Below are 13715 nucleotides of genomic sequence, written 5' to 3' on the forward strand. Positions count from 1 at the left end.
CTCGTTCAGTTGCCTTGTCGGGGCTTCATTAACGCTGCCGCGGACGGACCTCGTTCGCGGCAGTGGCGCAAAGGATTTGACGACCCATGGGTGATATCGCCAGAGAAATTTTGCCGGTCAACATCGAGGATGAGCTCAAGCAGTCCTATCTGGACTATGCGATGAGCGTCATCATCGGACGTGCGCTGCCGGACGTCCGCGATGGTCTGAAGCCGGTGCATCGTCGCGTGCTCTACGCGATGCACGAGCTCAACAATGACTGGAACAAACCCTACAAGAAGTCGGCGCGTGTGGTCGGCGACGTGATCGGTAAGTATCACCCTCACGGCGATAGCGCGGTCTACGACACCATCGTGCGCATGGCGCAAGAGTTCTCGATGCGTCACGTGCTCGTCGACGGTCAGGGCAACTTCGGTTCCATCGACGGCGATAACGCCGCGGCGATGCGTTATACCGAAGTGCGCATGGCGCGGCTCTCCCACGAGCTGCTCGCCGATCTCGAGAAAGACACGGTCGACTGGGTCGACAACTACGACGGTACCGAACGCATTCCGGAAGTGCTGCCGACGAAAGTACCGAACCTGCTGATCAACGGCGCCTCGGGTATCGCCGTCGGCATGGCGACCAACATTCCGCCGCACAACATGGTCGAGGTGATCGACGGCTGCCTGGCGCTGATCAACGATTACACCCTCACGATCGATGACCTGATGGAGTACATCCCAGGTCCCGATTTCCCGACTTCCGGCATCATCAACGGTCGCGCCGGTATCGTCGAGGCGTACCGCACCGGGCGGGGCCGCATCTACGTGCGCGCCAAGCACACGGTGGAGTTCGACAAGAAGAGCGGGCGCGATCATATCGTCGTCACCGAGCTTCCCTATCAGGTGAACAAGGCGCGGCTGATCGAGAAGATCGCCGAGCTGGTCAAAGAGAAACGCATCGAAGGCATCGCCGAGCTTCGCGACGAGTCCGACAAGGAAGGGCTGCGCGTGGTGATCGAGGTCAAGCGCGGCGAATCCGGCGACGTGGTGGTGAACAACCTGTTCGCCCATACCCAGCTCGAGACCGTTTTCGGCATCAACATGGTGGCTCTCGACGACGGCCAGCCGAAGACGCTCAACTTGAAGCAGCTGCTGGAGGCGTTCATTCGCCACCGCCGCGAGGTGGTGACCCGGCGCACGCTGTTCGAGCTCAAGAAGGCACGCGAACGCGGTCACATTCTCGAAGGCTTGACGGTCGCCATCTCCAACATCGACGAGGTGATCGAGCTGATCAAGGCCTCGCCGAATGCGGCAGAGGCGAAAGAGAAGCTGCTCGACCGCGAATGGCAGCCAGGGCAGGTCACGGGCATGCTCGATCGCGCCGGCGCGACGTCCTGCAAGCCCGAGGATCTCGAGGAGGGTTTCGGCCTCTCCGACGATCGCAGTCTCTACCGACTCTCGCCGGCGCAGGCCCAGGCGATCCTCGAGCTGCGTCTGCATCGCCTCACTGGCCTCGAGACCGAGAAGCTGCTCGACGAGTACCTGGGCATTCTCAAGCGCATCGCCGAGTTGAATCACATTCTGGCCTCGCCCGATCGCCTGCTCGAGGTGATCCGCGAAGAGCTGGAGTCGATTCGCGAGCAGTACGGCAACGCGCGCCGCACCGAGATCCATACCAGCCGTCTCGATCTGCGCATGGAAGACCTGATCGCCGAAGAGGACATGGTGGTCACGCTCTCTCGCGGCGGCTACGCCAAGACGCAGCCGATCACCGACTATCAGGCGCAGAAACGCGGTGGTCGCGGCAAGTCGGCGACCAGCATGAAGGACGAGGACGTGATCGAGCATCTGATCGTCGCCTCGACCCACGACACCATGCTGCTGTTCTCCAACCGCGGCAAGGTCTACTGGTTGAAGACCTACGAGATGCCCAACGCCAGCCGCGGCTCCCGCGGCAAACCGCTGGTCAATCTGCTGCCGCTGGACGAGGGCGAGGCGATCAACGCCATTCTGCCGGTGCGCGACTACAACCCCGATAGCTACATCTTCTTCGCGACCGCGCACGGCACCGTCAAGCGCACCTCGCTGGATCAGTTCTCGCGGCCGCGTAGCGTCGGTCTGATCGCGCTAGATCTCGACGAGGGCGACCGACTGGTGGGCGCGGCGATCACGTCCGGTTCCGACCACGTCATGCTGCTCTCCTCCAACGGTAAGGCGATCCGCTTCGAAGAGGGCAACGTGCGGGCGATGGGCCGCACCGCTCGCGGCGTTCGCGGCATGCGCCTGGCCGACGGTGCCGAGGTGATTAGCCTGATCATTCCGCAGAGTCAGACCATCGACGTCGACGCCGATGCCGAAGTCGAAGCCGACGAGGCCAGCGCAGAGAGCGGCAGCGACGAGCAGATCTATATCCTTACCGGCTCCGAGAACGGTTACGGCAAGCGTACCCGGCTCGAAGAATTCCCGATTCGCGGCCGAGGCGGCCAGGGCGTCATAGCGATGCAGACCACCGAGCGTAACGGCGCCCTGGTCGCCGCGATGCAGGTCCGCTCCAGCGACGAGATGATGCTGATCACCGATCGCGGGACACTGGTGAGAACGCGCGTCTCCGAAGTCTCGATCAGCGCGCGTAACACCCAGGGCGTCACGCTGATTCGGACCAGCGAAGGCGAGTGCCTGGTCAAGACGGTGCGCGTCGACGAGCCGCAGGAGGTGCCGGTGCTGGAAGACGAGGCGGTCGAAGGTGAGGCGATCGACGGCGAGGCGGCGGCAGAGACCCCAGTGGACTCGGAAGCCGCCGACGAGGCCGACGATGCGGCACCGGCCAGCGGTGACGACACCCCGCGCGACAGCGACGACTGAAGAGCGTCGGCGCCGGTCGCTCGGCGCCGACTTGGTGTGGCTTTAGGAACTTCGACAATGACACGTCTGCACAACTTCTGCGCCGGCCCGGCTGCGATGCCCTCGGCGGTACTGGAACGCGCTCGCGAAGAGATGCTCGACTACCGCGGCCAGGGCCTGTCGGTCATGGAGATGAGTCATCGCAGCCCGACCTTCGAGGCGATTGCCGCCAAGGCCGAGCGCGACTTCCGCGAGCTGCTCGCGATTCCCGACAACTACCGCGTGCTGTTCATGCAGGGCGGGGCGACGATGCAGTTCGCCTGCGTACCGCTCAACCTGCTGGGCGGCGGGGGTACGCCGAACTATCTGGATACCGGCATCTGGTCGACCAAGGCGATCAAGGAGGCCGATCATCTGGGGGCGGGGCACGTCGCCGCCTCGACGAAGGCGTCGGGTTATGCTCGGGTGCCGCGGGCCGACGAGATCGCGCTGTCGTCCGACGCCGCCTATCTGCATTACTGTCACAACGAGACCATCGGAGGCCTCGCCTTCGACTATGTCCCCGAGGTCGATTCGGCCGGGTTGCCGCTGGTCTGCGACATGTCGTCGTCGATTCTCTCCACCCCGCTGGACGTCAGCCAGTACGGCGTCATTTACGCCGGCGCGCAGAAGAATATCGGTCCTGCCGGCATCACGGTGGTGATCGTGCGCGAAGATCTGCTCGACCGCGCCGTCGCACGGACGCCGTCGCTGCTCGGCTGGAAGGTCTACGCCGACAACGACTCGATGATCAACACGCCGCCTACCTACGCCTGGTATCTGGCCGGGCTGGTCTTCGAGTGGCTGAAAGACGACATCGGCGGGCTGCACGCGATGGAGGCGATCAACCGACGCAAGAGCCAGGCGCTCTATGACGCCATCGATGCCAGCGAGTTCTACGCCAATCCGATCGCGCCGGCCAGCCGTTCGCTGATGAACGTCCCGTTCACGCTGGCGGACGATTCGCTCAATGGCCGCTTCCTGGAAGAAGCGGAGGCCGAAGGACTGCTCAATCTCAAGGGGCACCGCAGCGTGGGCGGCATGCGTGCGAGCCTCTACAACGCCGTCACCGAGGCGGACGTGGCAGCACTGACCACCTTCATGCAGGATTTCGAGCGCCGCCGCGGTTAGAGCGGGCGGTTTCACTACGGGAGCCAGTCAGGACACGTTCATGAGCGAACACTCCGAACCGCAGGACCTCTCGGCACTGCGCCAGCGCATCGATACGCTCGACGCCGAGCTGCTGCGCTTGATCAGCGAGCGCGCCGAGTGCGCCGCCAGGGTCGCTCACGTCAAGACGACGGACGACCCTGATGCGGTCTTCTATCGACCGGAGCGCGAAGCGCAGGTGCTGCGCCGCGTGATGGAGAACAACCCGGGACCGCTGCATGCTGAAGAGATGGCGCGGCTGTTTCGCGAGATCATGTCCGCCTGCCTGGCACTGGAGAAACCGATCAAGGTCGCCTATCTCGGGCCGGAAGGAACGTTCACTCAGCAGGCGGCACTCAAGCACTTTGGGCATAGCGCCATCAGCCTGCCGATGGCGGCGATCGACGAGGTGTTTCGCGAGGTCGAGGCCGGTGCAGTCAACTACGGCGTGGTGCCGGTGGAGAACTCCACCGAAGGGGTGGTCAACCATACGCTCGACTCCTTCATGGACTCGGGCCTGCATATCAGCGGCGAGGTGGTGCTGCGAATTCATCATCACCTGCTGATCTCGAGCATCACCCGCCGGGACAAGATCTCGCGCATCTACTCGCACCCGCAGTCCTTTGCCCAGTGTCGCAAGTGGCTCGATGCGCACTACCCGCACGCCGAGCGAGTGGCGGTCTCCTCCAACGCGGAGGCGGCGCGACTGGTCAAGAGCGAGTGGCACAGCGCGGCGATCGCCGGCGACATGGCCGCCCAGCTCTACGAGCTCGATCACGTCGCCGAGAAGATCGAGGACAGCCCGGACAACTCCACGCGCTTTCTGATCATCGGTAACGAGTCGGTGCCGCCCTCCGGGACCGACAAGACGTCGATCGTGGTCGACATGCGCAACCAGCCCGGCGTGCTCCACGACCTGCTCGAGCCGTTCCATCGCCATCGCATCGATCTGACCCGCCTGGAGACCCGCCCCTCGCGCCACGGCGCCTGGAACTACGTCTTCTTCATCGACTTCAAGGGGCATGTCGACGATGCCGGCGTGCTCGAGGTCCTCGAAGAGGTGCGCGGGCACGCCTCGAACATGAAGATCCTGGGCTCCTATCCGATCGGTGTTCTCTAGGATGCGGGGCGAATCCCCTCGTGAGACGCTCAGGATGCGTGAGTCGGAGACCGAGCCGACGCTGTTGATCGTTGGCCTGGGCATGATCGGTGGCTCTCTCGCCGCGGCGCTCAAGGCCAACGGCTTCGGCGGCGAGATTCTGGCTTTCGACCGCAACCCCGACGAGATCGAGACCGGGCTGGCGATGCAGGTCATCGACGGCGGCGGCGCTCAGCTGGCACCGCTCGTCGCGAGAAGCGACATCGTCTGTCTGGCCGTGCCGGTGCTGGCCATGGCCTCGGTACTGCGGGAATTGGCGCCGCTGTTGGGCGAGCGCATCGTCACCGATGTCGGCAGCACCAAACGGGCGGTACACGACGCCGTCGTGCAGGCGATGGGCGGCTTCCCGCCGCGTTTCGTGCTGGGTCATCCGATCGCCGGCTCGGAAAAGAGCGGTGTCGCTGCCGCCAACCCGGTGCTCTATCGTCAGCACAAGGTGATCCTGACGCCGACACCGGCGACCGACCCGGAAGCGGTCTTCGCCGTGCGCGCGCTCTGGCAGCGCTGCGGCGCACAGGTCCTCGAGATGTCGATGGCGGAGCACGATCAGGTGCTGGCGCGCACCAGCCATCTGCCCCATCTGCTGGCGTTCTCGCTGGTGGATACGCTGGCACGCCAGGATGCCCGTCTCGAGATCTTTCGCTACGCGGCAGGCGGCTTTCGTGATTTCACGCGGATCGCCGGCAGCGATCCGGTGATGTGGCGAGATATCTTCACCGCCAACCGTGATGCGGTACTGGGTGCGCTCGACGACTTCGAAGCGGGGCTCAAGCGCCTGCGGACGGCGGTCGAGCAGGGTGATAGCGATGCCATGCTGGGCACCTTCGATCGCGCCAGCCATGCGCGGCACTATTTCGAAACGCTGTTGAATCAGACGAGTTATCAGACCATGGAAGCACGACAGGTTCAGTACCGGGCAGCGCCCGGTGTGGCGGTCTCGGGGCGAATTCGCGTGCCCGGCGACAAGTCCATCTCCCACCGTTCGATCATGCTGGGCGCCCTCGCCAATGGCGTGACCGAGGTCGAGGGCTTTCTCGAAGGCGAGGACAGTCTGGCCACGCTGCAGGCATTTCGCGATATGGGGGTGGCGATCGAAGGGCCGCATCAGGGGCGCGTCACCATCCATGGCGTGGGCCTTCACGGGCTCGAAAAGCCCGCCGGGCCGATCTACGTGGGCAACTCCGGTACCGCGATGCGCCTCTTCGCGGGGCTGCTCGCCGGACAGGCGTTCGATAGCGAACTCACCGGAGACGCGTCGCTGACCAAGCGACCCATGGCACGTGTGGCTGACCCGCTGCGGCTGATGGGTGCGACGATCGACACCGCCGAGGGAGGACGTCCGCCGCTCAAGATCCATGGTAGCCAGCCGCTCAAGGGCATCGATTACGATATGCCGATGGCGAGCGCGCAGGTCAAGTCGTGTCTGCTGCTGGCGGGGCTCTACGCCGCTGGCGAGACTCGTGTTCGCGAGCCCGCCCCGACGCGTGACCATACCGAGCGCATGCTCAATGGCTTTGGCTATGCGGTGACCCGAGAGGGTGACGTTGCGCGTCTCGAGGGCGGCGGGTCGCTGACCAGCGCGCCGATCGACGTGCCGTCGGACATCTCCTCGGCCACTTTCTTTCTCGTCGCCGCGGCGATCACGCCGGGCTCGGATCTCGTGCTGGAGCACGTCGGTGTCAATCCCACGCGCGTCGGGGTGATCAATATCCTCAAGTTGATGGGCGCGGACCTGCGGTTGGAAAACCCGCGGGAAGTCGGCGGCGAGCCGGTCGCCGACCTCTACATTCGCTACGCACCGCTGCAGGGCATCGATATTCCGGTCGATCAGGTGCCGCTGGCGATCGACGAGTTCCCGGCGCTGTTCGTCGCCGCGGCCAACGCCGAGGGCACGACCCGTCTACGCGGCGCCGAGGAGCTTCGCGTGAAAGAGTCGGATCGCATCCAGGCGATGGCCGACGGCCTCGCCGTGCTCGGCGTGGAGGCAACGGTTTTCGAGGACGGCATCGATATCGTCGGCAAGGGCGGCGAGAACGCCAACTACGCCGGCGGTCACGTCGATAGCCTCGGCGACCACCGCATCGCCATGGCATTCACCGTGGCCGCGTTGCGGGCAAGTTCCCCCATCCTGATCGATGACTGCGCCAACGTCGCGACCTCGTTTCCCGGTTTCGTCACGCTGGCGAACCGGGTGGGGCTGCAGCTCGAGGAGGTGACGGCATGAGCGACTCGACGCCGATCGTGACCATCGACGGCCCCGGCGGTGCCGGCAAGGGCACGATTAGCCGCATGATCGCCGAGCGTTTCGGCTGGCATCTGCTGGACTCCGGCGCGCTCTATCGGCTGACGGCGCTCGCCGCGCTGCGCAAAGGCGTTGCCACCGACGACCCTGCCGGCCTGGCCGAGCAGGCCCGCGATCTCGACGTGGTCTTCGCCGTCGAGGACGGCCGGGCGAGCATCATGCTCGAGGGTGACGACGTCACCCGCGAGATTCGTCGGGAAGAGGTCGGGGGCGCGGCATCGCGGGTCGCGGCCCTCCCGGTGGTTCGCGAAGCGCTGCTCCAGCGTCAGCGGGACTTTCGCAAGCGCCCCGGGCTGGTCGCCGATGGGCGCGACATGGGGACGGTGGTCTTTCCCGACGCGCCGCTCAAGATCTACCTCACCGCCTCGGCCGAGGAGCGTGCCAAGCGGCGTCACCGCCAATTGCGCGAGGCAGGGGAGGATGCTAGACTTTCGACCCTTTTGGAAGAAATCCAAGCGCGCGATGCGCGTGATATGCAGCGAGAGGTGGCGCCGCTCATGCCGGCAATCGATGCCGTCGAGCTCGACACCACGCAGCTGGATATACCGGAAGTCGTGAAGCGTATCGAAACGCTGATCGTCGAGCGCCAGCTGACCTGAGGTCGGCGGCGTATGGCGATAGCCAATGACACACTTCCGTTCCGGGGCCCCTGGCAAGATGTCAAGATGTGCCGCGACCACGCATGCCAAGTCGCGGTATGTCCAACCAGCGCCAACGTCCCCAGGGATATGTCGATAAGGCCCGTGCTCGCTGGTGGTACGGAGGAAGGCGGTCTTGACCGTCATCAACGTTGATTACGTAGGAATCACATGAGCGAAAGCTTTGCTGAACTGTTTGAACAATCTCTCCAGGACATCAACATGGAGCCCGGTGCCATCGTCATGGCAACCGTGGTCGACATCGAAGGTGACTGGATCACCGTCAACGCCGGTCTGAAGTCCGAAGGTCAGATCCCCGTCGCGCAGTTCCGCGACGACAACGGTGAGATGACCATTGCGGTCGGTGACGAAGTCAAGGTCGCGCTGGAAGCCGTCGAAGACGGTTTCGGTGAAACCCGCCTGTCCCGCGAGAAGGCCAAGCGCGCCGAAGCGTGGAAAGAGCTGGAAGCGGCTTTCGAGAAGGACGAGATCGTCAAGGGCGTGATCAACGGCAAGGTCAAGGGCGGCTTCACCGTCGACGTCTCCTCCATCCGTGCGTTCCTGCCGGGTTCGCTGGTCGACGTGCGTCCGGTTCGCGATACCGCGCACCTCGAGCACAAAGAGCTGGACTTCAAGGTCATCAAGCTCGATCCGAAGCGCAACAACGTCGTCGTTTCCCGTCGTGCCGTTCTCGAAGCCGAGAACAGCGCCGAGCGTGAAGCGCTGCTCGCCACGCTTCAGGAAGGCCAGCAGATCAACGGTATCGTCAAGAACCTCACCGACTACGGCGCCTTCGTCGACCTCGGTGGCGTCGACGGCCTGCTGCACATCACCGACATGGCTTGGAAGCGCATCAAGCATCCGAGCGAAATCGTGGCCGTTGGCGACGAGATCAACGTCAAGGTGCTGAAGTTCGACCGTGAGCGCAACCGCGTTTCGCTGGGCCTCAAGCAGCTGGGCGAAGATCCCTGGGTCAACATCGTCAACCGCTATCCGGAAGGCACCAAGGTCAACGCCACGGTGACCAACCTGACCGACTACGGCTGCTTCGCCGAGCTGGAAGAGGGTGTCGAAGGTCTGGTCCATGTCTCCGAAATGGATTGGACCAACAAGAACATCCATCCGTCCAAGGTCGTTCAGGTCGGTGATGACGTCGAAGTCATGGTGCTGGATATCGACGAAGAGCGTCGTCGTATCTCCCTGGGTATCAAGCAGTGCACCACCAACCCGTGGGAAGACTTCAGCGGCCGTTACAACAAGGGCGACCGCGTTGCGGGTACCATCAAGTCGATCACCGACTTCGGTATCTTCATCGGGCTAGAAGGCGGCATCGACGGTCTGGTGCACCTTTCCGATATCTCCTGGAGCGAAGCGGGCGAAGAAGCGGTTCGTCAGTTCAAGAAGGGTGACGAAGCGGAAGCCGTCATTCTCTCGATCGATCCGGAGCGTGAGCGCATCTCGCTGGGCATCAAGCAGCTCGAGTCCGATCCGGTCTCCGAGTTCCTGGCCGTCAACGACAAGGGTGCCGTCGTCACTGGCCGCATCGTCGAAGTCGATGCCAAGGAAGCTCACGTCGAGCTGGCGACCGATGTCGTTGCCGTGCTGAAGGCTTCGGAAATCAGCGCCGACCGCGTGGAAGATGCGCGCAACGTGCTGAACGAAGGCGACAACGTCGAAGCGAAGATCATCAACGTCGACCGCAAGAGTCGCGTCATTAACCTGTCCATCAAAGCGAAGGATCAGGTCGATACGCGCCGCAACATGACGAAGCTTCGCGATCAGCAGGAAGACGACGTCAACGGTCCGACCACCATCGGTGATCTGATCAAGCAGCAGATGAGCCAGGACTGATCTCGCGATTCGAGATCTGATCGGCTACCAAAAACAGCGCCTTCGGGCGCTGTTTTTTTATGTCTGTCGGTTGTATCGCTCATCGTCCAGCCAGCCTCCAAATCTCGGACAGCGAAGTCATGGACGATACGTACCGTCACCGCTCAAGCTTGCTGCGCGCAAATGGGGCGGTTGGTTGGCACACGTTATTGACGAGCAGTCTATCGAGGCGCCGCCACAGACAATGGCACTGCCAAGGCAGCTTGCGGTGGGTTCAGTGGCGAAGCCAATCGCGCAGCCGGCGACGCGGTGTCGAGTGGATCTGCGCATCGTTACCGCAAAGCCAGCTCACGCTCTGATGCAGCGGCGCAATGATGGCATCCAGATGGTGGCGGCAAAGAGCCTGGTCCAGGGCGCCGGGGCACTGCGCCATGAGTAGGCCACAGTGATAGGTCGCCCGGTCGAGTGCAGTACGTACGTCGGGAAAAGGCGCCGCGGCTTCCCGGCTATGTTTGAGTTCGCGCAGAAGCATCTTCAACATCTCGGCGTCCAGCCAGCAGGGCGTGGCATTCTTAGCATCGCCTTCCGGTAGCGATTTCTTGACTGCCTGAAAGGAGACTTGGAGAAAAACGCAGGTGTAGTGAAGCTGAGCGCGTTCGGCGGTCATGGTCGGCACCGATATTGATGAGATCGATTCCCATTCTCTATTCAGCGACTGACGTTGTCAAAGTGGCTCGCCAAAGGGGCGGCGGCACTGCCCTGAACGCGGCTGGCATGCCACCAACGTATGCGGATCAGTCGTTATTACCCGAGGCTTCGAGAGCGGCGAGCACGCCGCGAAGAATGGAGATCTCCTTGCGGCTGGGCTCGGCACGGGCGAATAGCGCTCGCAGGTGGGCTTCGGTCCTGGCGTGCGGCTGATTGAGAAAGCCTGCCGCGCTCAGTGCCCGATGCAGATGCGCGTGAAAGTGCTCCAGCTGTTCTACCGTGGGGTAGGGGCCACCAGCGACCGGGCCGCGCGGGGTGTCACTGTCGCGATTCGCGAGTCGAAACGCTTCGTAGGCGACGATCTGCACTGCCTGAGACAGATTCAGAATGCCGTAGTCCGGATTGGCGGGAATCGTCAGCTGATGCGTGCAGTGACCAATTTCCTCGTTGGTCAGCCCAAAGCGCTCCCGCCCGAAGACGATGGCAATACGGCCTTCCTCCAGCCGCTTGGCGGCGTCTTCCATCATGAGATCGGGGCCGTCGTAACAGGGCAGTGGCAGACTGCGTAGCCGGGCGCTGGCCCCTACCACCTGAACGCAGTCGCCAACGGCGTCGGGCAGCGAGTCGACCACGCGACAGCCATCGACGATATCGCTTGCACCGGCAGCTAGCCTAGATGCCTCTTCGTCGGGGAATTGGCGTGGATTGACGAGTACCAGATCGCTGAGGCCCATGGTTTTCATGGCGCGGGCGCTGGCGCCAATGTTGCCGGGATGAAAGGTCTGGACGAGAACGATGCGAATGCGATCGAGCATGCGCTGAAGGCTCCGAGGGTGAAGAGAACGAAGGCGATGGACATAAAAAAGCCCCGCCATCTGGCGGGGCTTTGCATGATACCGGAATATCATGCTGCCTGAATCAATCAGGCAGCGGGGCGTCTTACATCATGCCGCCCATTCCACCCATGCCGCCCATGTCCGGAGCGCCGCCGCCAGCGGACGCCTCTTCCGGATCGTCGGCGATCATGCACTCGGTGGTGATCATCAGGCCAGCGACCGAGCCTGCAGACTGCAGCGCCGAACGCGTCACCTTGGCCGGGTCGAGCACGCCCATTTCGAACATGTCGCCGAACTCGCCGGTTTGCGCGTTGTAGCCGAAGTTGCCTTCGCCGTCCTTGACGCGGTTCAGGATGACGGAAGCCTCCTGGCCGGCGTTGGTGACGATCTGGCGAAGCGGCGATTCCATGGCACGAACCGCGATGGCGATGCCGTGCGTCTGGTCTTCGTTGTCGCCGGTCAGGCCCTTGATCCTGGTCAGGATGCGCACCAGTGCGGTACCGCCGCCAGGCACGACGCCTTCTTCAACGGCCGCACGAGTCGAGTGCAGCGCGTCTTCGACGCGAGCCTTCTTCTCTTTCATCTCGACTTCGGTTGCGGCGCCGACGCGGATGACGGCAACGCCGCCGGCCAGCTTGGCGACACGCTCCTGAAGCTTCTCACGGTCGTAGTCCGAAGAGGTCTCTTCGATCTGTGCACGGATCTGGCTGACGCGTGCTTCGATATCGGCGTCCTGACCAGCACCATCGATGATGGTGGTGTTCTCTTTGGACATGGTCACGCGCTTGGCGGTACCGAGATGGTCGAGCGTGACCTGCTCGAGATCCAGGCCGACTTCTTCGGAAATCACGGTGCCGCCCGTGAGGATCGCGATGTCCTGCAGCATGGCCTTACGACGATCGCCGAAGCCGGGCGCCTTGGCAGCCGCCACTTTGACGATGCCGCGCATGTTGTTGACGACCAGTGTCGCCAGTGCTTCGCCCTCGATGTCTTCAGCGATCAGTATCAGCGGCTTACCGGCCTTCGCCACGGCTTCCAGCGTCGGCAGCAGTTCGCGGATATTGGAGATCTTCTTGTCGACCAGCAGGATGTAGGGGTCTTCGAGTTCGACCGCCATGGTTTCCTGGTTGGTGACGAAGTACGGCGAGAGGTAGCCGCGATCGAACTGCATGCCTTCGACGACTTCCAGCTCGTCTTCGAAGCCACGGCCTTCATCGACGGTAATGACGCCTTCTTTACCGACCTTCTCCATGGCATCGGCGATGATGCGGCCGATGTTGGTATCGCCGTTGGCAGAGATCGTGCCGACTTGCGCGATAGCGTTGGAGTCGGTGCACGGCACGGAGAGCGACTCGATCTCTTTGACGGCGGCGGCGACGGCTTTGTCAATGCCGCGCTTGAGATCCATCGGGTTCATGCCCGCAATGACGCCTTTGAGGCCTTCATTGACGATGGACTGTGCCAGCACGGTCGCCGTGGTGGTGCCGTCACCGGCGACGTCAGACGTCTTGGAAGCGACTTCCTTGACCATCTGGGCGCCCATGTTTTCGAACTTGTCTTTCAGTTCGATTTCCTTGGCTACCGAGACGCCGTCTTTGGTGACGGTCGGGGCGCCGAAGGATTTTTCCAGAACGACGTTGCGGCCTTTCGGACCCAGCGTGGCTTTGACGGCGTTGGCGAGGGTGTCGACACCCTTGGCCATACGGGTACGTGCATCGCTGGAGAACTTGACTTGTTTAGCTGCCATTGTTCGGTATTCCTACTCTGAAACGTGAAATGGTGACGAACCGTCGAATGCGAGACGCTGTCTCAGCTTTCAACGACGGCCAGGATGTCGCCTTCGCTCATGATCAGAACTTCTTCGCCATCGATTTTCTGCTTCTCGACGCCGAAGCCTTCCTTGAAGATGACCGTGTCGCCGACTTTGACGTCGAGCGAGCGGACTTCACCGCTATCGAGAATACGGCCATTGCCTACCGCGAGAATTTCACCGCGCGTCGGCTTTTCCTGGGCGCTGCCCGGAAGCACGATGCCGCCGGCCGTTTTTTGCTCTTCTTCTTTGCGGCGTACGATGACGCGATCGTGCAAGGGACGGATATTCATTGCTCACGTTCTCCTAATGGTTGCATGTTGCAAATGCACGTTCCCACAAGAGCGATGCTCGAGGGGAAGAAGGCTCAAGCCTTCCGGTTAATGGGCCTGATGGCCTAAAGCTATCGCTGCTGCCTT

At 62.9% G+C, this 13715-nt stretch carries 10 protein-coding genes; 6 read left to right on the forward strand and 4 right to left on the reverse strand.

What is annotated here, in order from left to right:
* The first annotated feature begins 86 nt into the window (after positions 1 to 86).
* From gyrA to rpsA, 6 genes are all read left to right on the forward strand, one after another.
* The gene (gyrA, locus tag DOM33_RS09905; protein WP_110668445.1) at positions 87 to 2846 is read left to right on the forward strand and encodes a DNA gyrase subunit A; all 2760 of its coding nucleotides are present in this window, start codon (positions 87 to 89) and stop codon (positions 2844 to 2846) included.
* Between the two features lie 57 nt (positions 2847 to 2903).
* Positions 2904 to 3995: a 3-phosphoserine/phosphohydroxythreonine transaminase gene (gene serC / locus DOM33_RS09910; protein ID WP_110668447.1), complete on the forward strand. Its 1092-nt coding sequence runs from the start codon at positions 2904 to 2906 to the stop codon at positions 3993 to 3995.
* A gap of 40 nt (positions 3996 to 4035) precedes the next feature.
* The gene (pheA, locus tag DOM33_RS09915; RefSeq protein WP_110668449.1) at positions 4036 to 5133 is read left to right on the forward strand and encodes a prephenate dehydratase; all 1098 of its coding nucleotides are present in this window, start codon (positions 4036 to 4038) and stop codon (positions 5131 to 5133) included.
* Between the two features lie 34 nt (positions 5134 to 5167).
* Positions 5168 to 7396 carry a bifunctional prephenate dehydrogenase/3-phosphoshikimate 1-carboxyvinyltransferase gene (locus tag DOM33_RS09920; protein WP_110668451.1) on the forward strand — a complete coding sequence of 743 codons (2229 nt, stop codon included), beginning with the start codon at positions 5168 to 5170 and terminating at the stop codon, positions 7394 to 7396.
* Positions 7393 to 8073, forward strand: a complete 681-nt coding sequence (gene cmk / locus DOM33_RS09925) for a (d)CMP kinase (protein WP_110668454.1) — start codon at positions 7393 to 7395, stop codon at positions 8071 to 8073. Before DOM33_RS09920 ends, cmk begins: the two co-directional genes overlap by 4 nt.
* Positions 8074 to 8283: 210 nt before the next feature.
* Positions 8284 to 9963, forward strand: a complete 1680-nt coding sequence (gene rpsA / locus DOM33_RS09930; RefSeq protein WP_110668457.1) for a 30S ribosomal protein S1 — start codon at positions 8284 to 8286, stop codon at positions 9961 to 9963.
* Positions 9964 to 10216: 253 nt separating this feature from the next.
* Here rpsA and DOM33_RS09935 read toward each other — a convergent pair whose 3' ends face one another.
* The 4 genes from DOM33_RS09935 to DOM33_RS09950 form a co-directional block, all read right to left on the reverse strand.
* Positions 10217 to 10609, reverse strand: coding sequence for a hypothetical protein (locus DOM33_RS09935; protein WP_110668459.1), 393 nt, complete (start codon positions 10607 to 10609; stop codon positions 10217 to 10219).
* 127 nt (positions 10610 to 10736) lie between these two features.
* Positions 10737 to 11465 carry an RNA methyltransferase gene (locus tag DOM33_RS09940; protein ID WP_110668462.1) on the reverse strand — a complete coding sequence of 243 codons (729 nt, stop codon included), beginning with the start codon at positions 11463 to 11465 and terminating at the stop codon, positions 10737 to 10739.
* Positions 11466 to 11589: 124 nt separating this feature from the next.
* Entirely contained in the window at positions 11590 to 13233 is a 1644-nt protein-coding gene (groL, locus tag DOM33_RS09945; RefSeq protein WP_110668464.1) for a chaperonin GroEL, read from the reverse strand.
* A 62-nt stretch (positions 13234 to 13295) separates the two neighbouring features.
* Positions 13296 to 13589, reverse strand: a complete 294-nt coding sequence (locus DOM33_RS09950) for a co-chaperone GroES (protein WP_110668465.1) — start codon at positions 13587 to 13589, stop codon at positions 13296 to 13298.
* Between the last annotated feature and the right edge of the window lie 126 nt (positions 13590 to 13715).

The sequence above is a fragment of the Salinicola halophilus genome (genome assembly GCF_003206155.1).
GTDB lineage: Bacteria > Pseudomonadota > Gammaproteobacteria > Pseudomonadales > Halomonadaceae > Salinicola > Salinicola halophilus.